A 21,186-nucleotide genomic window follows, 5' to 3' on the forward strand; every position below is an offset into this window, starting at 1 on the left:
AATGGCTATTTCTGAGATTATCGCCTCGGTGCTACTTATTATCGCCACCATTTTGGTGGTCGCGACGGTTATATCCCTGTGGCGGGCGCCCGACGCATTGACGCGCGCTAACCTGCTGGGGCCGACCGTGGGTCTTGCGGTACCGCTGATTATCGTGGCCAAACTAGTTGTAGATTTTGGCCGCGATGGCTTTTCCCTGTGGCTGCTCATTCAAGCCCTGATCGCCTGCTTCGGTGTGTGGATTATCGGTTCAGTAGGTTCCTTCTACCTGGGACGTTCCATCTACGGAGTAACAGTTACTGACGTCAAACACGCCAAGCATAACCACAAAAAAGTCCAAACCGTGCAAGCCAAGGAAGACGATATCTAGTCACCCTCAGCGCCTTCTGGCGGCGAGTCTTTTCTGCAATAGCGCTCAATGGCGGAAATGCAGACGAGCTCGCCGCCTTTTGGTTTTACTGGATTGTGGCATTCACCGGGCCCTAGATTCATGACGCGAATATAGTGCACAGCAACTGCCGTGCTCGGGCTAGAATGGATGCACACTATTCGGTGCTTCTAGCCCGCCCCGAAGAGAAAACAAGGAGTAACAATGAAACTCATCACGGCCATCGTTAAGCCCTTTACCCTGCCGGAAATCCGTCAGGCGCTAGAGCAGCAGGAAGTACGCGGTCTCACTGTTACTGAAAGCCAGGGCTTTGGGCAGCAGCGAGGGCATAGCGAGGTATATCGCGGAGCAGAATACGCCACCGATTTTGTGCCTAAGGTCAAGCTGGAAGTAGTAGCGGCGGATGACCACGCTGAAGACATCATCAATGCCATTGTGGATGCTGCCTACACTGGCAAAATCGGCGATGGCAAGCTGTGGGTAACCCCAGTAGAAGATGCCATTCGTGTACGCACCGGGGAGCGCGGCGAGGCGGCATTGTAAAACCAGTATGCTTACCGCCGCACAGATTCGCGCCGAGGCCCATGCCTCGGCGCTTCGTGTATTGCGCAGCCTCGAGCTCCCAGTGGGGACTGCGCTCGCTGCCACCGGGTCCTTCGCCCGCAATGAGATGACCCCGCAATCGGATATTGACGTCATCCTTATCTATCCGGAAGGCCACGATCCAGACCCAGCGCTGGTGGAGAAGCTGTGGTTGCCCGTATGGGATGCCAAGTATCGCCTAGATTATGCCCTGCGCACCCCGCAGGAGTGTGCGGCGATTGCTGCAGAAGATGCTTCTGCTGGCTTTGCACAGTTGGACTTGGCCTTTGTCGCAGGGCGCAAGATATTAGTGGATGAGGCGCGGGCACAGCTGCTCGCAGCGTGGCGGCGCCAGCTGCAGCGCGGCTTTGATGACTTTGTGGATACCGCGATTATTCGCTGGAAGCGCTCGGGCGCGGTAGCAGCAATGACGAATCCTGACTTGAAAAATGGCCGTGGGGGACTGCGCGATATTCAGCTTCTGCGCGCGATGGCTTTGGGTAACCTGTGCGACTTTCCTGATCTAGACGTCGAAAAGCAGCTGCTTCTCGACGTCCGCACACTCCTGCATGTCAAAGCCCGACGCCACCGCGATATCTTGGACCCCGAGTTCGCCGCGGACGTGGCTGCAGATTTGGGCTTTGAAAACCGTTATGCCTTAACCGCCGCTTTGGTAGGCGCTGCAGCCACTGTAAATAAGGCCGTAGAACGCGGCCTGGCCACTGCCCGAGGGGTGCTGGGGCGAAATGCTCTGGCGGCGGGCCGCGGGCAGCGCCGTCCACTCGATGTAGACGTGGTGGCAGAGGGCGGCGTTATCTACCTTTCGCGCAAACCTAATGTGGAGGATCCGTGGTTGCTTACGCGCGTGGCAGCTGCCGCGGCGCGCACGGGATATACCATCGCCGAGACCACCTGGCACCAGCTCCAAAAATTGCCGCAGCTGCCGCCACGCTGGCCGCGAGCTGCGGTGGATGATTTCTTCGCTATCTTGTCGTCCCCGCAATTTACGCCGCGGGTCATTCAGGATTTGGACCGTTATGGCCTGTGGGAACGTCTAGTGCCGGAATGGGGGCATGTGCGCGGTTTGTTGCCGCGCGAGCGCAGCCACGTCAGTGCGGTGGATCATCATCTCATCGCTACGGTTACTCGGTGTGCGGAGGTACGTACATCGGTAGCTCGCCCTGATCTATTATTGCTGGCCGCGCTTTACCATGACATCGGTAAGGGCTACGAGCGCCCCCACGCTCAGGTAGGCGCGGAAATGATAGCTCGCCAGGCAGCCCGCATGCGGTTGAGCGTGGCCGATAGGTCGCGCGCCCAAATTCTGGTGGCAGAGCATACCACCTTAGCGCGGCTATCTGCGACAATGGACCCGTTCTCCGATGCCGCTCGTGACGCATTGTTGGCCGCAGCGCATTACGATCAGCTGATTATTTCGCTGCTGGCGGTATTGGCTAAGGCTGATGCGCAATCGACAGGGCCTAGCGTCTGGACACCGCGGGTAGAGCAAGCGCAGAAGCTTATCGTCTCGCGCGCTCTGGAAGCACTCAAACCAGGCGTCCTTCAGCGCCCCGCGGTGCACGTGCCGCTATCTACTGAGGGCGTTGCGCTTACGGTGGATTGGGAAGACCAAGAAGTTACTGTGTCCTGGTGTGGCTCCTCCAAAGGGGAGCTCAAGCGCATTTTTGCCTTGCTGTCCGCTTTGGGGTGGACAATCGTGCGGGCCAATATCCTCAAAGAGGATGACGGTACTTATAAGGCGGAGTTTTTCATCCGCACCGTACAACAGACCCTAAAGGAAGCGGCCCAGGAGATAAGGTTTATCCAGTCTTATAACTCCCGTACCTATACGGAGCTGCCAGATATCGAGGGAGAAGTAACCACCGCGGCTTTTGATGTGGGCGGCATCTTGGTGATCCGTACCGTCGAGCGCATTGGCGCTTTGGGGCACTTGATAGAGGCATTGCCAGACTTTGTGTGGCTGCGCCATGAGATTATGGGCGCGACAATGATCGTCAATGTCTTCCTTACCGGGCAGGCTTCCCGCGCTACGGTGGTGGGGAATGTGACCAGGGCCCTGGCAAGGGACTAAGATTAAATAGTTGAACTTTAGATCGATCTAAATTAAGGGAGCGCATCCGTAGTGTTTGACTCACTATCAGACCGCCTACAGTCAGCCCTGGCGGGCCTGCGCGGTAAGGGCAAACTGACCGAGGCTGACATTAATGCCACCGCCCGCGAGATCCGCCTCGCGCTGCTGGAAGCTGACGTGTCTTTGACCGTCGTCCGTGGCTTTATCAAGCGCATCAAGGAACGTGCCCGTGGCGCGGAAGTCTCTGAGGCGCTCAACCCAGCCCAACAGGTAGTCAAGATCGTCAATGAAGAGCTCATTGAGATCCTCGGCGGTGAAACTCGCCGCCTGAACCTAGCGAAGAACCCGCCGACAGTGATCATGCTCGCCGGTTTGCAGGGTGCCGGTAAGACCACGTTGGCCGGCAAGCTGGCCAAGCACCTGGCCAAGCAAGGGCATACCCCGATGCTGGTGGCTTGTGACTTGCAGCGCCCGGGTGCGGTGCAGCAGCTACAGATCGTCGGCGAGCGCGCCGAGGTGCCGACCTTCGCGCCAGATCCGGGTACCTCCCTGGACTCCAATGAGCATGAAATGGGTACCTCCCACGGTGATCCGGTGGACGTCGCCAAGCGCGGTATTGCTGAGGCCAAACAGAAACAGCACGATGTGGTCATCATCGATACCGCCGGCCGCTTGGGCATTGATGAGACACTGATGACGCAGGCGCGCAATATCCGCGATGCCGTGAACCCAGACGAAGTCCTCTTTGTCATCGACTCCATGATCGGCCAAGATGCCGTGCAGACTGCCGAGGCTTTCCGCGATGGCGTGGACTTTACCGGTGTGGTTCTCACCAAGTTGGACGGTGACGCCCGCGGTGGCGCGGCCCTGTCTATTCGTGAGGTCACCGGCAAGCCCATTATGTATGCCTCTACCGGTGAGAAGCTCGATGATTTCGATGTCTTCCACCCCGAGCGCATGTCCAGCCGCATTTTGGGCATGGGTGACTTGCTTTCCCTCATCGAGCAGGCCGAGGCCACCTTGGATCATCAGAAGGCCGAGGAGGCCGCCTCCAAGCTTGGTTCTGGCGAGCTGACGCTGAATGACTTCCTTGAGCAGATGCTGATGATCCGCAAGATGGGGCCCATCGGCAACCTGCTGAAGATGATGCCCGGCGGCAAGCAGATGAATGAGATGGCTGCCATGGTGGATGAAAAGCAGCTGGACCGCATCCAGGCCATCATCCGTGGTATGACTCCGCAGGAGCGTGAGAATCCGAAGATCCTCAATGCTTCGCGCCGCAAGCGTATTGCTAATGGCTCTGGCGTGAGCGTTTCTGAGGTCAACCAGCTCATCGAGCGCTTCAACCAAGCTAAGAAGATGATGTCTAAGATGGCTGGCCAATTCGGCATGGGTGGTATGGGTGGCCGCTCTGCTACCAAGAAGAAGCCGAAGGGCCGCAAGGGTAAAAACGGCAAGCGCAAGAAGGGCAAGGGCGGCGGTGGAAACCGCGGCCCGAAGATGCCGGGCGGAATGCCGGGCATGGGCGGACTGCCAGGTGGTGGCGGCATGCCGTCCATGGAAGAACTGCAAAAACTCCAGCAGCAAATGGGCGGCGGCGGTGGCATGCCGGGAATGCCGGGCATGCCAAAGATGCCGAAGGGAATGGAAAATATTGATCTTAACAACTTGGACTTTGGCAAGGGCAAAAAATAGTCTGCCTCAGTCTTAAGACATAGCAAAGGAGGCTCCCACGTTATTGTGGGAGCCTCCTTCGTTCTATGCAGGCAGTTGGGTGCCTTATCCCCAGCGCCCGTGCTCGTAGGCGTTGGCGCGTGTTCGCGCGCTATGGCCTAGACGGCGTCGTCGCGCACAGTGTTGGGGTAGGGGACTGGGTTGGCATGTGGCTTGCCGGCGTCGGTAGGTGCGGTGGGTGCCGGCTCCACAGCTGCTGCGGCCTGCTCCGGGGGGATATCAGGGGCTTGCTGTTGGACCTTTTCCCCGTTGAGGAATGGCTTCAGGGCCTCGCGAATCATGGGCATAGCCGATTCCGCGAAGGCATTGGTGATGTGGTGCATGTCGCGGTAGACCATCGTATTGCCGATGATGACTGGGCAGTCACCATTGTCATCGCAGAACCACGGGGCGGTATCTACCGAGAGCATATTCTGGTACTTCGAGAGCACTACTGCACCGGGGTCATAGGGCTGGTAGACCTGCTCAAAGCGCATGCCGCAACCATAGGCATCTTCGGTGGCTACATAGCACTCATCGAACTCGCGCGGACGGCCTTCCTCATCGAAGCCCCACGGGTTATCGCGGAAGCCCAAGAAGGGGATATCGCGCTCGGCTAATTCATCCCAAAATGCCTGGTATCCAGCGGGAACAGCATCGGGGCCCGTGCCGTACTCATTTTGCGGGCGCGTGGTATTTGAAATCACCAAGGCTGGGTTTGCTTCTTCGATGCGATCCATCACTAGTTTGCCCCATTCGGCGCACTCAGGGGTCACGGTGACATCGTCACCCAGCTCGATGGGGCAACCTTGGCGTAGCAACGGAACCAATTTAAAGCCCATTTCTTTGCCCAGGCGGTCAAGCGCGGAAGAATACTGTTCCGCGTGGGAGCCGCCAACCAAATAGACTTCCTTTTCTGCGTTTGTGTCACCGAAAATGCACGGAGTTTTGCCGTCTTTGCGGGTTTCGAAGAAGAAATCAGCGGGCTGGCTATCCGGAACAAAGCACCAATTAGCAGCCACTGGTGGCTGGATGCCGCCGGCCAGAATTGGGTCAGGCTTAATCTCTACATTATCCGGTGGGGTGAGGTGATTGATGAACGTCGTCGCACCGGGGTAGAGGGAAGGATTCAGAAGTTCTGCGTCGGCATCATCAAGCGTGCGCATCCACAGCGGCTGAATGGCCAGAAGGCCGACAACGGCCGCAGCAACCACGACACCACCGACGCCGCGAGCAGCGCCTGCCGGCTTCCGCAATGTCGATAGGCCCTTGCGTACCGGCAGATCCTCGGCGGTGGGGCGCTTGCGATGCTGGCGCAGTGGCCGCTCCAAAAAGCGGTGCGTGAGGTCCGCCAGCACCAGTGAAATGGCGATAATGATAACGCCCAGCCACCACGATGGGGTTTCTTGACCCAAATAAGAGGTGGACAGGATAAGCAGAGGCCAGTGCCATAGGTAGAGCGGATAGGCTACATCGCCCAGCCAGCGGGCCTGTTTGGAGGCCATGGCCTTGGAAATCTTGCCACCGCCACCCAAGATGATGAGCACGGCGCCGCCCAGCGGCAAGAGCGAAAGCGGGCCAGGATACGCGGTGGTATCGGCGATGATGGCACCGGTAAAGATGAGCATCACAAGGCCCAAACCCGTAAAGAGGTCATAAAGGCGGGGCGGAATCTTCCAGGCGGAACCGTAGATGGCTAGGACAGCACCCAAGGTCAACTCCCAAGCGCGTGACCAGGTGGAGTAGTAGTTCTCCGGGGTGCCGTAGAGGCCGTGGCGTGAAGCATAGGCGAAGGAGGCAATGGTGGCCACAATGAGGATCGGGCCCGCAATCTGGTTGACTGTGGGGAAGCTGCGCTTGCCCAGTGGTTGGTGCTTCGGCCGGAACTTCATGATGGCTGCCAAGATGGTCGCAAAGGCAATGCCCATGATGTAGAACTGGCCCTGTACGGCCATGGACCACATGTGCTGCAGCGGGGAGGTATCCGCTGCGGCCGCCGTGTAGTCGGCGTTTTGTTCCGCTAGCTCCCAGTTCTGGTAGTACAGCATGGTGGCTGTGATCTGCTGGGTGAGCTCGGTGCGCATGAGCTGTGGGGTGAAAATGCGCACCAGAATGTAGGTCACGCCAATGACCAAAACTAAGCTGGGTACCAAACGTCGCAGGGTGCGCCAGATGGGCCACCAAGGGTTTAAAGAAGCGTTGGGCTTGCTGGCGTAGCGCAGCTGGGAGCCCAAGAAGAAGTAGCCGGATAGCAGCAAGAATACGTCCACGCCGCCGGAGACGCGTCCAACGAAGACGTGGTAGATAACTACTAGGCCGATGGCAATACCGCGAAGACCATCAAGGTCATAGCGGTACCGGAAATTTCGCGGTGATTCTTTAGTCATAAACTGTCTTTTCGTGCGTCAACGCCTTTACAGTGAGGCAGAAAGCGCGCCATACATATGGAACCAAATGTCTATATTCGGCCCTTAAGGCTACTCTGCTTTAGCATCGATGGCATAACGAACCTGCGTGAGTGGCGTCGTGATTTTTAAAATTGCAGATACTCGCGCTAAAATACTTCAGGTTATCTACTCGGATACTCCGGGCTAGGTAATCCACAGAACGTAATATTCTGCGTAGCACCGTTCCCGTCTACGGTCGGCCGGTATGTCACGCGCAGATTAAATCCAAGGGTTGAACCGGCGCACTACCTGGTGCGCGTCTGTACTGCCCAGTGACTAGAAAAGGAGCCGTCATGGCTGTCAAGATTAAGCTGCAGCGTTTGGGCAAGGTCCGCGCTGCTGAGTACCGCGTTGTTATTGCTGATGCCCGCACCCGTCGTAACGGCAAGGTAATCGAGAACATTGGTATTTACCACCCGAAGGAAGAGCCTTCCCTCATCCAGATCGATTCTGAGCGTGCGCAGCACTGGCTGTCCGTCGGCGCGCAGCCAACCGAGCCGGTTCTTGCTCTGTTGAAGGTCACCGGTGACTGGCAGAAGCACAAGGGTCTGCCTGGTGCAGAAGGCACCCTGAAGGTTGCTGAGGAGAAGAAGTCCAAGCTGGAGATCTTCAACGAGGCACTGGCTGAGGCTAACAACGGTCCGACCATCGAGGCCATCACCGAAAAGAAGAAGAAGGCCAAGGAAGAGGCTGAGAAGAAGGCCGCTGAGGAAGCTGCTGCTGCAGAGGCTGCCGCTGCTGCTGCCGGCGAAGCTGATGCCGAGGCCGAGGAGAAGGCTGAGGAAGCTTCCGAGGAGTCTGCAGAGTAATCTGCCTTCCTTTGCTAAACGCGCAGCGCTTCTAACTTCGGGCCCTGCCTACACCACTGTGCAAGTTGTGTAGGCGGGGCCTTTGTGTTGTGTGGATGAAATCAACCGGCCCAAAGAGATGACCGCGCACGCATGTCCTTGGTGGAGGTGCGTGCGCGGTCATTTTTAGAAAAGGTACGTTGAAACCCTGCAAGCTACAACGGGTGGGGGAGGGTGAATGTTTCCCTTAGCTCTGTGGCTTGTAGTCGGCATAGCGACTGTAGACATTAGACGGATCTTTAAAGTCCATGCCACGCAGGCCGCCGGCAACAACCGGAGCAAAAAGTTCTAGGATTTGCTCGCGTGGTAGCTGTGACATGGGGCCGTTGACGGCAAGAACGGTAAAGCCATGGATGGTAGACCATGCCAAAAGGGCGTTCTGCATGAAATATGTGGGGTCAGTAGTATTGTCCAAAGCTTGCGCGTGGCGGGCGAGAAGGGCGAAGAAATCGCGAATCTGCTGAAGGTGATCCATCTTCGGATCATCTTCGGTGTGTGGATCCACACCGAGCATGAAGCGCAGCGCCTTCCATTCCAACATGCAACGGAAGAAATTGGTCTCATCCAAGGCAAACTCGAGGTAAGTGTAACCGATTTGCACCAAGTGCTCTGGAAAATCCAAGTGCCCGGCAGCCTCAGTAGTCTCATGCAGGCGCCGGACCAGTTCGTCGGTGGCAAGCTCTGCTACCTTATCGTGTAGTTCTTCTTGATCCTTGAAGTGGCGGTAGGCGGAGGTAGGGGATACTCCGGCTTCGCGGGTAACGGCACGGACCGTGATGGCATTGGGGCCGCTTCGCTTGCCTAGCTGGACTGCGATGCGGAGCAGCTCATCGTGGAGGTTTCCATGATGGTAAGGCTTATTATGCGATTCCATGAGAGTCATTTTATCACCGAAACTTATGTTCCTATAAACTATTTTGTCAGCATAGTGAGCAACAAAATTGCGGGGGTAGAGGTACCGGAATCCGCAGCTGCAGCCTCGACTTTATGCACCTCATATGCAGGAAGATGCACGATCGTGTCCGGCGTAAGGGTGACGGTTTCTTCACCATAAGTGAAGTTGAGCTGCCCGCGGAGCGTCTGCACGATAATGGGATGAGCGGCCTTGTGGTCCGGTAGGGACTGTCCTGGTGCAAAGCTAAAGAGAATGAGATTAGCGCCATCGGTGCTCAAGACGCGCTGTACGCCTGGGCGGGGCCGCTGCGGATCCGTATCCGGTGCGATATCGAGCAAATTAAGTGTAGTCATAGCGGAAGCAGTGCCCAGATGGGAAGCCGTGCCAAAAGTATCCGGGGAATTGGTAGGTAAATCGCTCATGTGCCTACCTTAACGACAATGAGCCCCAGAAACTGGAACTTTTTCGAAGTAGCTGAAAACCCATCACTGACAAGGGAAAAGGCTCGTGCTGTAGAATTTCCGCTATGGAATTGATGATTGGTCGCGTGATTAAATCGCACGGCGTGAAGGGTGAAGTAGTAATCGAGGCCACTACTGACGAACCGGAGGTGCGCTTTGCGGTGGGGGAAGCGCTCCATGGCACGCAGGGCAAAAAAGAGCACACGCTAACTATCAAGGCAGTCCGCACTCACAAGGGAAGGCTGCTCGTTACCTTCGAAGAAGTAAAAGACCGCAATGTGGCGGATAGCCTGCGCGGCACGAAGTTTTTCGCCGCGCCGCTCGATAACGATGATGGCGGTTTTTATGACCATGAGCTGGAAGGACTACGCGTACTTCTGGCGGGCAAGAACATTGGTGAGGTTACGTCGGTCATCCACGGTGGAAGCCAAGATTTGCTAGAGGTAAATCTCGACACTGGCAAGGAAGCACTCATTCCTTTCGTGCATGCCATTGTTCCTGACGTGGACCTTGCAGCAGGGACGTGCACCATTGACCCGCCGGAAGGATTGCTGGACCTATGAGGCTTGATGTTGTCACCATCTTTCCGGAGTACTTGGAGCCGTTGCGGCATGCACTTTTAGGAAAAGCCATTGAACAAGGTCGCCTTGAAGTAGGCGTACATGATCTGCGGCAGTGGGCGACTGATGCGCATAAGTCTGTCGATGATTCGCCGGTCGGCGGTGGCCCTGGCATGGTTATGAAGCCGGAAGTATGGGGGCCGGCACTCGATAGTGTTGCTGCTCAGGAAAGTGCACCGAACCTAGAATCGGCCCTTCCGCACTTGAACCGTCCCCGCCACGATGAGCTTGAAGGAGTAGAGGCGCACGCCTATGCGGTTGACGCCCAGCCCGAGGAGGATAGTGACCTCCCACTGCTCATTGTGCCTACCCCAACGGGACAGCCGTTTAGTCAAGCGGATGCGCGTGCGTGGTCGACTGAGGAGCATATCGTCTTTGCTTGCGGGCGTTATGAGGGAATCGATCAGCGCGTGGTGGATGATGCCGCGCGTCGCTACCGCGTCCGCGAGGTATCCATCGGTGATTATGTGTTGATCGGTGGGGAAGTAGCGACGTTGGTAATTGCAGAGGCCGTCGTGCGACTCATTCCAGGCGTGCTGGGCAATAAGCGCTCCCATGAAGAGGATTCCTTTTCTGATGGTCTCTTGGAGGGCCCGAGCTATACCAAGCCGCGAGAGTGGCGGGGTCTGGCCGTACCGGACGTTTTGACCTCGGGAAACCACGCCTTGGTGGATAAGTGGCGGCGCGAACAAGCATTATTGCGCACCTGGCAGCGCCGTCCCGAGCTGCTGGAAGTAGCAGAGCTAGACAAGGATGATAGGGCTTTCATTGCGCAGTTGGAGCAGGAAGCTAAGGCTAAGGGTGAAGGCTAATGGAGGTTAGTGCTGATCTTTCCGTGCTTCTAGGAACTCGAGAGAATGAGGATTGCCTCGCAGGACTGCCTGACAGGCTACGTGCTCAGGGCTTTCATCCAGCTAGCATTTTCGTCATTCAGGTAGCGGAATCATGCCCGGAGAGCAGCCCGTTAGCGCAGGAATACCGTTTCAGGTTTGGTCAGCGACCGCAGGGAATTCCGGTGTGGCGGCTTATAGTTAACGGTGAGACCGCACACCCCTTAGCCACCGTGGCCCCCACTGTGGCGGAATGTTTGCCCCCGGAAGCGCTGTGGTTGGGGAGCGCGGAAATCGGTTTTACAGAGATGGGGCTTGGTACCCCAGCGGTATGGCGAGCGGAAGCTGCGTAATAGGCGCCGACGAGGAAATTAATTGCCGCATTTTCACGCTAAATCTGCAGCGCTTAGGCCGTCTGGGGTTATAGTTAGGGGGACATTCCCTCCAATTTTCTATTCCCAAGGTGGTCCCTAAACCATGACGGCTCCCAATGGCAATAATTACGGTGGATTTAACCAGCAGCCGCCCCAGTACAACCAACAGTATTATCCCCAGCAGAACAATGGCGGCGTCAGCGGTGCCACGATCGCTGCGATTATCGCAGCCATTGTGGCGGTAATCGCGGTGGCTGCCATGGTCATTATGTTCGTGACCAATAACCAGAGCGATTCTACGGATAGCGCTGCAGGGGATAGCCAATTCCAGCAGGCGGATGCGAATAGCGGATCCGGAACTGGGTCGGGGTCCGGCAAGAAGTCCGGTTCCTCCAAGGATTCTGCAGAGGATGAGGACTCCAGCCCGGTCACGGTGACCGAGACCAAGGAAGCCCCGGCACCAGCACCGGCACAGGCTGGTTCCGCTGGCTCCAGCAATGGACATTCCTGGGGTGATTACCCTAACTATTATGCGACTGGCCCGACTTCCAGTCCTTTTGCTCGCAACGTCTACACCGCTTTTATGAATAACTGGGTTGCGGGTGGCGGCACCAACGTCACCTTGAGTGTCTATTCGCCGAGCACCGGTCGTACCTACACCATGTACTGCTCCGGCAGCTCCGCCCGGGTTACTTGCACCGGCGGCGATAACGCCCGCGTGGTTATCCACTAGGCCCGCGCCGCACCTTCCTCCTTTCCTTGCTGGAAAGGAGGTTTTTGCGTTGAGGGGGCGTCGGCATGCGAAGGCGGTGTAAGGGCCGTGCGGTAAATTGGGTGGGTCTAATCCCAAACCTCGAGAAAAGAGTGAGGAGACCACGTGAATATTGCGGCAACCATCGCCGCCGAGCTCAACGTGAAGGAAACACAGATTTCCACCGCGTTGCAGCTCCTTGCGGAGGGCAATACCGTGCCTTTTATTGCCCGCTACCGCAAGGAGGCCACCAGCGGGCTGGATGACTCCCAGCTGCGCACTATTGAGGAGCGTGCGAATTACCTGAAGGAATTGCAGGAGCGTAAGGAGACCATCCTTGCGGCGATTGAGGAGCAGGGCAAGCTTAGCGGCGCCCTGAAGAAACAAATCCTTGCCTGCGAAACCAAGACGCGCCTGGAGGACCTGTACCTGCCGTATAAGAAGCGCCGTAAAACTAAGGCGGATATTGCCCGCGAGGCCGGCCTAGAAGAGCTGACCGATAAGCTCATCGCGGATCCTCACGCCACCCCAGAAGATCTAGCGCAGGCCTTCCTTTGCGAGGGCTTTGAAGATACAAAGAAAGCCCTCGACGGCGCCCGCGCCATCCTGGTGGATCGCTTCGCACTGGACGCTGACCTGGTGGGTGAGGTGCGAGAGCGCATGTTTACTAAGGGTGTTATGGGCGCGCACGTCATTGAAGGCAAGGAAGCAGAAGGGGCGAAGTTTAAGGATTATTTCTCCTTCAACGAGTCTTTCCACACATTGCCCTCGCACCGCATTTTGGCGCTCCTGCGGGGCGAGAATGAAGGCGTATTGCAATTGCAGCTTGATGCTGGCGATGACGCGGACTATGAGGACGTTATTGCCTCCCGCTTTGAACTGGATCGCTCCTCCAAGTGGCTTGCTGACGCCGTCCATTGGGGCTGGCGCACCAAGCTTTATATTTCCTCCAGCCTGGATGTACGTATGCGCCTGAAAGAAGTGGCAGAGGAAGGTGCGCTCAAGATTTTTGCCACCAATTTGCGGGATGTGCTACTTGCTGCGCCGGCAGGTCAGCGTGCCACCATTGGCCTGGATCCGGGATACCGCAATGGCGTCAAGTGTGCGGTTGTAGACAAAACCGGCAAAGTGCTCGATACCACTATTGTCTACCCGCACCAGCCGCAGAATCAGTGGAGCCAGGCGTTACAGACCTTGTCTACCTTGTGCGCCAAGCATTCGGTGGACCTTTTGGCCATCGGAAATGGTACTGCCTCCCGTGAGACCGAGAAGCTCGCCCAGGAGATTGCGGACCTCATCAAGCAGGCCGGACGCCAGCGTCCCACGCCCGTCGTAGTCTCAGAGTCCGGCGCTTCGGTGTATTCTGCCTCGCAGCTGGCGGCGGCGGAATTCCCCGATATGGATGTCTCGCTGCGTGGTGCAGTCTCCATCGCTCGTCGTTTGCAGGATCCTCTGGCGGAGCTGGTAAAGATCGATCCGAAGGCTATTGGGGTGGGGCAGTATCAGCACGATGTTAACCAGACCGCGCTCGCTCGCACCCTTGATGGTGTGGTGGAAAGTGCCGTGAACGGCGTGGGCGTAGATCTCAACACTGCTTCCGTCCCGCTGCTGGAGCGGGTGGCTGGAGTTAATTCCACCATCGCTGCCAATATTGTGGCCTATCGCAATGAAAACGGGTCCTTTGCTTCCCGCAAGGAACTGAAGAAGGTGCCGCGTCTCGGACCTAAGGCGTTTGAGCAGTCAGCCGGCTTTCTTCGCATCAATGGCGGCACCGATCCGTTGGATGCCTCCGCCGTGCACCCTGAGGCTTATCCGGTGGTCTCCCGCATTGCGGAAAAGACCGGTCTGGGCATTTCCGAGCTTATTGGCAATACGCGCGTACTTTCCAAGCTTGTGCCAACAGATTTTGCAGATGAGACCTTTGGTATCCCTACGGTGACCGATATCATCGCTGAGCTGGATAAACCCGGCCGCGACCCGCGTCCGGAATTTAAGACCGCAACCTTCAAAGAGGGGGTACATAAGGTCTCCGATCTCACCCCGGGAATGATCCTTGAGGGCACAGTTACCAACGTGGCGGCCTTTGGCGCTTTTGTGGACGTTGGAGTACATCAGGACGGCCTCGTCCATGTTTCTGCCATGAGCCACAAGTTCGTCTCTGATCCGCACGAGGTCGTGCGCTCTGGCCAAGTGGTCAAGGTAAAAGTCATGGAGGTCGACGTCGAGCGGCAGCGCATCGGCTTGTCTTTGCGCCTCGATGATGAACCGGGGCAGCAGGCTCCCAAGCGCCGTGGCGATGCGCAACATGCCGCAAACTCTGCCGCTAGGGGAGAAGGGAAGCGCTCCGGACACAAATCCGGGCGCGGTTCCCGGGGTGGCTCGCGCGGCCGCACTGGCGGTCGAGGTGGCTCCGGCGGTGGTGGCGCCATGGCCGATGCCCTGAAGAAGGCAGGCTTCTAACCGCCGTGGTCTAGTGTTTTGCCTGCTGCTTTAGCTCCCATCGTTGCGTACGGTGGGAGCTTTTGCAGTCCGGAGGGAGGATTTTGCCACGATGTTGTCGGAACCATGATGCGGGCGAGGTGGAACCCATCCAATCACCTGCGCAAACTTCACCTAGCGGTGGTGGGGGCGGCCGCTTAGCAGTTTCCCTCCTAAGCTGCGGCGGCGTAGCTTGGGCGGGGGAGAGAAAGAAGTGCCGGGAAGGAAATTTGGTTCCTGCAGGTACATATGGAAAAATAGGTGGCCGTTCTATGTAACGGGCACGAACCGGTTAGGCTTAGCGCCGCTAGGGTCCTCTGTCCCAAACTGAAAAGGAATATTGGCATGTCCAACATTATTGACAAGGTCGATGCAGCACAGCTGCGCGACGATATCCCGTCCTTTCGCCCAGGCGATACCCTCGACGTTAACGTAAAGGTTATCGAGGGTAACAACGAGCGTGCACAGCTGTTCAAGGGCATCTGCATCCGTCGTCAGGGTTCCGGCATCCGTGAGACCTTCACCGTCCGTAAGGTCTCCTTCGGTATCGGCGTTGAGCGTACCTTCCCGGTTCACTCCCCGAACCTGGAGTCCATCAAGGTCTCCCGCCGCGGCCGCGTTCGCCGTGCGAAGCTGTACTACCTGCGCGATCTGCGCGGTAAGAAGGCTCGCATCAAGGAGCGTCGCTAGTATTAGTGCGCTGCGCGCCACCATCCCCCTTGCACCCTTGTGGGTGCAAGGGGGATTTTTGTGCCTATTGCCAGCTATTTCCTGGTGTCAGCCGGCAGGCTTTAACCGGATAGTTGCCTGTGAATTCTCCAGCCGCGAGGGGGATAAGGCGGGAACCGGGACGTGGGGTTGCTAGGATTTAGCGCGTGAATAAAGACAGCATCTCGCAGGAACAGTCGCCTGAAGGTGAGGGGGCCAACCCCGTAGAGGGGAACGCTTCCCCGCAAGGCGAAGGGGCAACCAAGAAAAAAGACATGCCGTGGCTGCTGGAAACCCTTCTGGTCGTGGCAACGGTCCTTGTTATCGTGGGCCTTTTCCAGAACTTTATCGGACGGCAGTATGTGATCCCTTCCGGCTCGATGGAGCCGACACTGCATGGCTGCGAGGGCTGTACGAATGACCGTATCTTTACGGAAAAGATCTCCTATTACGGCGATGGAGAGCCAGAACCAGGCGATGTTGTCGTCTTCAAAGGCACCGAGGACTGGAATTCCAGCTATGTCTCGCCGCGCTCGTCCAACCCGGTAATCCACGGGGTGCAGGATGCATTGAGCTTTGTATCCTTGGCGCCGCCCGATGAAAATACCCTGGTTAAGCGCGTGATTGCTACCGGTGGGCAGACAGTGTCTTGCCAGGAGGGCGATCCTGCAGTCATGGTTGATGGCAAGCCCATCGAGCAAGACTACGTGCAAGACCCGCCAACGTACCCGGTAGATAAGTCGACAGGCTCGGAAGCTTGTGGAGGCCCGTACTTTGGTCCCGTGGAAGTACCGGAGGGCAATATCTGGGTCATGGGTGATAATCGCACGGCCTCGGCAGATTCTCGCTATCACATGACCGATAAATTCCACGGCACAGTACCGGTGGAAAATGTCCGCGGCAAGGTGAAGTTCGTCTTCTGGCCGTTTACCCGCATCGGTGGCATCGATGACCCGGACATCCAGGAATAAACCTTCTTCCCAACGCCTGCGCACCCGGGATTTTTTCTTCCCCGTGGTGGCAGGTTTTGTCCTGCTGGTGCTCTTACAAGCATTGGTGGGACGGATGTATGTCATTCCTTCTGCGTCGATGGAACCTACCCTGCATGGTTGTCCCGGCTGCGAAAACGATCGCATCGCAGTGCAGAAGGTCAGCTATTACTTCACAGACCCACAACCTGGGGAGGTGGTTGTCTTCGAAGGGCCGGAGTCGTGGAATAACGAGTTTCAGGTCACACGCTCGCGCAATATTATTGTGCGAGGTGCGCAGAATGCTTTGGCGGCAGTTGGGCTTTTGCCCAACGGGGAAAATATCCTCGTCAAGCGGGTAATTGCTACCGGCGGACAAACGGTGAGCTGTGAGGCTGGTGATCCTTCGGTGATGGTGGATGGTCAGCCGATTGATCAATCATTCGTGCTTGATCCACCGGAGATTCCCGTAGACCCCGGTGTTGGCTCCCAGGAGTGTGGCGGCGAGTACTTCGGCCCCGTCACCGTCCCGGAGGGGCATCTCTGGGTAATGGGAGATAATCGCACCAACTCCCTCGATTCGCGTGCGCACTTGGGCGATAACCTACAAGGCACCGTGCCAGTGGACAATATTCGCGGCCGAGTTGAGGCTGTCATCTTGCCTCTGTCGCGGTGGGGTGGGGTGGAACACCCAGAGATTTCGCATGCGGCGGCTTAAGCAACGACGCACCTATGAGCTGGCGTTGAGCAAGGCTGGGCTCGGGCCGGTGGCTGGAGTGGATGAGGCCGGGCGCGGCGCGTGTTGCGGGCCAATCACCATCGCGGCCTGCATTATGCCTAATCGCCCGATCAAGGAGCTGGCGGAGCTTAGCGATTCCAAAAAACTGACTCCCCGGCAGCGCGAGCGGCTCTTTCCACTCATTAAGGACAAGGCTGTGGACTGGTCTGTGGTGCACATTAGCGCGGGGTACATCGATAAGCGCGGCATCCAGCACGCTAATATTTCCGGGATGCGCAGGGCGGTAGCACGCCTGGATGTCCGCCCGGGCTATGTGCTTAGCGACGCCCTCTTTATCCCCGGCCTTACCCAACCCCAGCTGCCCATCATCGGCGGCGATGCAGCCGCGCGGTGTATCGCCGCGGCAAGTGTCTTGGCAAAAGTGAGTCGCGACCACCTGATGCGCGACCTTGATGCGCGCTATCCCGGCTATGAATTGGCCAAGCACAAAGGCTATGGGACTAAGGCACACGAGGCTGCAATTTCGGCGCTGGGAGCGTGCCCGGAACACCGGATGAGCTATGACAATGTCCGCCGCGCTCATGCGGAGTTCGCCGCGCGTGCCTAGCTAGAATCTAGCCTCCTGCGCGCTAAGCTTAAGCGAGCTAACCCACAACCTGGAGGTCCACCGTGAGTGCAGAGGAACTCGATAACTACGAGGCTGAGGTAGAGCTGTCCCTCTACCGCGAGTACCGAGACGTTGTCAGTCAGTTTTCCTATGTCGTTGAAACTGAGCGGCGCTTTTACCTGGCTAATGCGGTAGAGCTCATTCCGCATACCTCTGGACCTGATGTGTACTACGAGGTGCGCATGTCCGATGCTTGGGTATGGGATATGTACCGCTCCGCCCGCTTTGTGCGCTATGTTCGCGTCATTACCTACAAGGACGTCAATATCGAAGAGCTGGATAAGCCGGAATTCATGATGCCGGAGTAATTTTGTCAACTCGGCACTACAAGCGTTGTGCCCTGCCTGTGGATAACAGTGCCTCGAACCCTAGTTATCCACAGCCGGGGCACTTTCCGTTTTGTACACCTTGTGCACCCCATGCTAGCTGCGGTGTTCTGTGCAGGCCGATGAATTTCACGACGCACAAGGATAAACTGCAATGCAATTTAGTTCAGAACACCACCTAGCCACGAAGAAGCCTCGCCATAAGCAAGTCTTAGGGAAAAGGGGAGAGGCCTTCGCCGCGCGCTACCTCCGTGAACGCGGGGCCGAAATTATTGCCGCTAATGTCTCTTATAGGGTAGGAGAAATTGACCTCATCGCGCGCGAGGCGGACGGAACCATCGTCTTTGTTGAGGTTAAAACGCGTGCCACTGCCAGCTTCGGGGTGGCAGAAGCCGTAACCCCGCAGAAGCTAGCGCGCCTTCGCAAGGCTGCAGCGCAGTGGCTCGATGGAAAGCCACTGTCTTCGGTGCGATTCGACGTTATAACGTTGTTGGAGCGCGGGCAGGGATTTGCGCTAGAACACTTCAAAGGGGTTGAAGATGGCTCTAGGTAATTGCTTGACGATGTCCCTCAACGGAGTTCTAGCACAGTTAGTCGATGTAGAAGCGAACGTTGGCCACGGCTTGCCAGGGATACATGTTGTGGGTCAGACGGATACCGCGATCTCTGAATCGCGGGATAGGATCAAGACTGCAGCCTTTAACTCCCACCTTCCTTGGCCCAAGACCAAAGTGGTCGTCTCGATGTCTCCAGCGTCGCTTCCCAAATCCGGTTCCCACTTTGACTTACCCATAGCGCTCGCGATCTTGGCTGCACAGGCAGAAGTCGACTTTCCGCGCTTTGGCAACTCGCCTTCGCCCGCGAGGCGGCTGCAGCGCACCTTGGTTTTGGGAGAGCTCGGCCTCGACGGATCCGTTCGGCCCGTCGCAGGTATTATTCCGGCCCTCCTAGCCGCAAGGGAGCAGGGAATATCAACTCTTATCGTGCCGCCGGGTAACGCAGCCGAGGCAACCTTGGTGCCGGATTTGGACGTACTCGTCGCAGCATCTTTGAAAGAGGCTTTTAGCTGGGCGTGTGGAAACCGTGGGTTACCGCAGGCGGCGAGTTTTCCTGGATCGCCCGACCCCGCGCCCGCAGCTGCAGCACGCCCGGATTTTTGCGATATCGCGGGCCAAGCGAATGCAAAATGGGCCGCCGAGGTTGCTGCGGCCGGTGGGCACCACCTTATGATGATTGGCCCTCCCGGGGCGGGAAAGTCCATGATTGCCTCCCGTCTCCCCACCATCCTGCCTACACTTACCCCGGATCAGCAGGTAGAGACCACCGCGATTCATTCGCTTACCGGAACGCCAGGTGAGGTCATTGAGCATGCTCCGTTTATCGCCCCGCATGCCTCGGTTACTCGGGCCGCGCTGCTGGGTGGCGGATCCGGGCATCCGCGCCCAGGAGCGGTAAGCCTGGCTCACAATGGTGTGCTCTTCCTCGACGAGGTCAGCGAGGTTGCCGCACCGGTACTCGATGGCCTGCGTGCCCCGTTGGAAGAAGGGCAAGTACGGCTTGCGCGCTCGCGCCGAGAAGTTATCTATCCTGCTCGCTTCCAACTGGTCATGGCAGCAAACCCGTGTAGGTGCTCGGCAGAAGATCCTTCGCAGTGCAGGTGTAACCCCCACGAGCGCATGAACTATCTGTCCAACCTCTCCGGTCCGCTCCGGGACCGTCTAGATATGGTGGTCACCTTAAGTGGGCAGGCGGCGACGATTAACGCGGAGGGCGAAGAAGACTCCGCAGTCATTGCCGAGCGAGTTGCCGCTGCCCGCGAGCGTGCCGCTGCGCGGTGGTGGGCGGATGGCATTTCCGCGCGGACCAATGGCGAGGTTCCTTCGTCCTACTTGCGCCGAAAGCGGCCGGCTGCGGATGCTGCAATGGTCATGTTGTCCGCCTACCTGGCGGAAGGCGAAATTTCCCAGCGCGGGGTGGACCGTGTGCTCAGGCTTTCGTGGACCTTAGCTGATTTAGCAGGGAAGATGCAGCCGGACTTGGATGAGGTGGGACGCGCACTCGACCTGCGTGGCTCCATCAACGTGGGAAGGCTCGCGGCATGAGCGAATTAGATCTCTCCACCCCTTATGCCACCTGGGTATACCTCAACCGCGTGGTAGAAGACCCTTCCGCTGCTTTGCAGGCCCTGCTTACGCAGTATCCGGCTGAGGAAATCGCCCATGGAATTTACCATCGTGCCGATTGGATAGGACCGCTGCTTGCGCGCACGGCCTCCCGTTATGATTGGCTGCGTCAAGCGGAGGATATGGCAGCAGCCGAACGCGTTGGGGCTCGGCTCATCACGGCAGAAAGCCCAGAATGGCCAACGGAGGAGTTTGATTCCGCATTCGGCTTTTATCAAAACAGCGGGGAAGCCCCAGCTACCTTTGATGACCAAGCACTGCCGCCGCACAGCCTCTGGGTGCGTGGCGCCCCTGTGAAGCAGGAGGTTGCTCAGGCTGTAGCGATTGTTGGCACTCGCGCCATTTCTCGCTATGGCTGGCAGGCAACCCAAAACGTAGTGTCCGGATTGGTTCAACACGAATGGACTCCTATATCTGGCGGCGCCCTAGGCGTTGATACCGTGGCGCATGAAACTGCTTTGCACAACAACGGGCACACGGTAGCTATAGCGGCGTGCGGCATCGATAGGGACTATCCGGCTCGCAATGCCAATCTATTTGCCAAGATCGCGGATAACGGGTGCGTTATTTCTGAATTCGCACCGGAAACCGCACCGAAGCGACACCGGTTCCTAACGCGCAATCGTTTAGTTGCAGCACTCAGTCAAGGCACCGTAGTTATGGAGGCGGCTTTTCGATCCGGCGCACTTAATACTCTCAACTGGGCAGAAGCGCTAGGACGCGTGGCCATGGCTGTACCGGGGCCGATAACCACTAGCGGCTCGTTGGGCTGTCACCAGCGCATTCAGGAAGGCCGTGCACAGTTGGTCACCAGCGCCGATGAAATTCGCGCCTTAGTCAGCCGCGCCGGGGAAGTAGATCCAGGTGCACAATATGAAATCAATTTTGCGGCAACAATGACACAACGTCTCTCCCGCAATGAGTTGCGAGTCTTTGATGCAACACCGCCGCCAGGCCAAGAAAAAGCTACGGCAGAGGACATTGCCCGCGAAGCGGGATTTCGTCTGCCGTTGACAGTTCACCTTTTATTGGCGTTAGAGAAGATGTGTGTCGTTGTCCGCCACGGCAATACCTGGGCGCGCCGGGAAACGGAATAGATAGCCCCAGTGAAAGGCG

The 21,186-nt window shown here is 57.6% G+C and carries 20 protein-coding genes; 17 read left to right on the forward strand and 3 right to left on the reverse strand.

Annotation, left to right across the window (positions count from 1 at the left end):
- Nucleotide 1 precedes the first annotated feature (1 nt).
- From RAE07_RS01620 to ffh, 4 genes are all read left to right on the forward strand, one after another.
- Nucleotides 2–370 (forward strand): Na+/H+ antiporter subunit G, encoded by a 369-nt coding sequence (locus tag RAE07_RS01620; RefSeq protein ID WP_049361135.1) that lies wholly within the window; start codon nucleotides 2–4, stop codon nucleotides 368–370.
- A gap of 222 nt (nucleotides 371–592) precedes the next feature.
- Nucleotides 593–931, forward strand: coding sequence for a P-II family nitrogen regulator (locus RAE07_RS01625; protein WP_086587453.1), 339 nt, complete (start codon nucleotides 593–595; stop codon nucleotides 929–931).
- 7 nt (nucleotides 932–938) lie between these two features.
- On the forward strand, nucleotides 939–3,062 hold the full coding sequence (locus RAE07_RS01630) for a [protein-PII] uridylyltransferase (RefSeq protein WP_317001184.1): 2,124 nt from the start codon (nucleotides 939–941) through the stop codon (nucleotides 3,060–3,062).
- Between the two features lie 51 nt (nucleotides 3,063–3,113).
- On the forward strand, nucleotides 3,114–4,757 hold the full coding sequence (gene ffh, locus RAE07_RS01635) for a signal recognition particle protein (RefSeq protein WP_317001185.1): 1,644 nt from the start codon (nucleotides 3,114–3,116) through the stop codon (nucleotides 4,755–4,757).
- Nucleotides 4,758–4,894: 137 nt separating this feature from the next.
- Here ffh and RAE07_RS01640 read toward each other — a convergent pair whose 3' ends face one another.
- Nucleotides 4,895–7,162, reverse strand: coding sequence for an acyltransferase family protein (locus tag RAE07_RS01640; protein ID WP_317001187.1), 2,268 nt, complete (start codon nucleotides 7,160–7,162; stop codon nucleotides 4,895–4,897).
- A 353-nt stretch (nucleotides 7,163–7,515) separates the two neighbouring features.
- Here RAE07_RS01640 and rpsP point away from each other — a divergent pair, with 353 nt between their 5' ends.
- Nucleotides 7,516–8,031, forward strand: a complete 516-nt coding sequence (rpsP, locus tag RAE07_RS01645) for a 30S ribosomal protein S16 (protein WP_005325261.1) — start codon at nucleotides 7,516–7,518, stop codon at nucleotides 8,029–8,031.
- 226 nt (nucleotides 8,032–8,257) lie between these two features.
- Here rpsP and RAE07_RS01650 read toward each other — a convergent pair whose 3' ends face one another.
- Nucleotides 8,258–8,944 carry a TetR/AcrR family transcriptional regulator gene (locus RAE07_RS01650; RefSeq protein WP_232212596.1) on the reverse strand — a complete coding sequence of 229 codons (687 nt, stop codon included), beginning with the start codon at nucleotides 8,942–8,944 and terminating at the stop codon, nucleotides 8,258–8,260.
- Nucleotides 8,945–8,982: 38 nt separating this feature from the next.
- Nucleotides 8,983–9,387, reverse strand: a complete 405-nt coding sequence (locus RAE07_RS01655; protein ID WP_317001188.1) for a cupin domain-containing protein — start codon at nucleotides 9,385–9,387, stop codon at nucleotides 8,983–8,985.
- 104 nt (nucleotides 9,388–9,491) lie between these two features.
- Here RAE07_RS01655 and rimM point away from each other — a divergent pair, with 104 nt between their 5' ends.
- From rimM to dprA, 12 genes are all read left to right on the forward strand, one after another.
- Nucleotides 9,492–9,989, forward strand: a complete 498-nt coding sequence (rimM, locus tag RAE07_RS01660; RefSeq protein ID WP_034655408.1) for a ribosome maturation factor RimM — start codon at nucleotides 9,492–9,494, stop codon at nucleotides 9,987–9,989.
- Nucleotides 9,986–10,858 carry a tRNA (guanosine(37)-N1)-methyltransferase TrmD gene (trmD, locus tag RAE07_RS01665; RefSeq protein ID WP_239207563.1) on the forward strand — a complete coding sequence of 291 codons (873 nt, stop codon included), beginning with the start codon at nucleotides 9,986–9,988 and terminating at the stop codon, nucleotides 10,856–10,858. The genes rimM and trmD overlap by 4 nt, the downstream gene beginning before the upstream one ends.
- A gap of 495 nt (nucleotides 10,859–11,353) precedes the next feature.
- Nucleotides 11,354–11,983 carry a hypothetical protein gene (locus tag RAE07_RS01670; RefSeq protein WP_023021289.1) on the forward strand — a complete coding sequence of 210 codons (630 nt, stop codon included), beginning with the start codon at nucleotides 11,354–11,356 and terminating at the stop codon, nucleotides 11,981–11,983.
- A 144-nt stretch (nucleotides 11,984–12,127) separates the two neighbouring features.
- Nucleotides 12,128–14,461, forward strand: a complete 2,334-nt coding sequence (locus RAE07_RS01675) for a Tex family protein (protein WP_317001191.1) — start codon at nucleotides 12,128–12,130, stop codon at nucleotides 14,459–14,461.
- 363 nt (nucleotides 14,462–14,824) lie between these two features.
- Nucleotides 14,825–15,169 (forward strand): 50S ribosomal protein L19, encoded by a 345-nt coding sequence (rplS, locus tag RAE07_RS01680; protein ID WP_005325245.1) that lies wholly within the window; start codon nucleotides 14,825–14,827, stop codon nucleotides 15,167–15,169.
- 185 nt (nucleotides 15,170–15,354) lie between these two features.
- Nucleotides 15,355–16,158, forward strand: coding sequence for a signal peptidase I (gene lepB / locus RAE07_RS01685; protein ID WP_023021292.1), 804 nt, complete (start codon nucleotides 15,355–15,357; stop codon nucleotides 16,156–16,158).
- Nucleotides 16,136–16,873, forward strand: a complete 738-nt coding sequence (gene lepB / locus RAE07_RS01690) for a signal peptidase I (RefSeq protein ID WP_200288918.1) — start codon at nucleotides 16,136–16,138, stop codon at nucleotides 16,871–16,873. The genes lepB (RAE07_RS01685) and lepB (RAE07_RS01690) overlap by 23 nt, the downstream gene beginning before the upstream one ends.
- Complete coding sequence (locus tag RAE07_RS01695) at nucleotides 16,860–17,501, forward strand: ribonuclease HII (protein ID WP_317001194.1); 642 nt, start codon at nucleotides 16,860–16,862, stop codon at nucleotides 17,499–17,501. The genes lepB (RAE07_RS01690) and RAE07_RS01695 overlap by 14 nt, the downstream gene beginning before the upstream one ends.
- A gap of 62 nt (nucleotides 17,502–17,563) precedes the next feature.
- On the forward strand, nucleotides 17,564–17,869 hold the full coding sequence (locus tag RAE07_RS01700) for a DUF2469 domain-containing protein (RefSeq protein ID WP_005325239.1): 306 nt from the start codon (nucleotides 17,564–17,566) through the stop codon (nucleotides 17,867–17,869).
- A 172-nt stretch (nucleotides 17,870–18,041) separates the two neighbouring features.
- Nucleotides 18,042–18,440, forward strand: a complete 399-nt coding sequence (locus tag RAE07_RS01705; protein WP_200288920.1) for a YraN family protein — start codon at nucleotides 18,042–18,044, stop codon at nucleotides 18,438–18,440.
- Complete coding sequence (locus tag RAE07_RS01710) at nucleotides 18,427–19,989, forward strand: YifB family Mg chelatase-like AAA ATPase (protein WP_317001196.1); 1,563 nt, start codon at nucleotides 18,427–18,429, stop codon at nucleotides 19,987–19,989. The genes RAE07_RS01705 and RAE07_RS01710 overlap by 14 nt, the downstream gene beginning before the upstream one ends.
- Nucleotides 19,986–21,167 carry a DNA-processing protein DprA gene (gene dprA / locus RAE07_RS01715; protein ID WP_317001198.1) on the forward strand — a complete coding sequence of 394 codons (1,182 nt, stop codon included), beginning with the start codon at nucleotides 19,986–19,988 and terminating at the stop codon, nucleotides 21,165–21,167. Before RAE07_RS01710 ends, dprA begins: the two co-directional genes overlap by 4 nt.
- Nucleotides 21,168–21,186 lie beyond the last annotated feature (19 nt).

The organism is Corynebacterium nasorum (assembly GCF_032821635.1).
Lineage (GTDB): Bacteria > Actinomycetota > Actinomycetes > Mycobacteriales > Mycobacteriaceae > Corynebacterium > Corynebacterium kefirresidentii.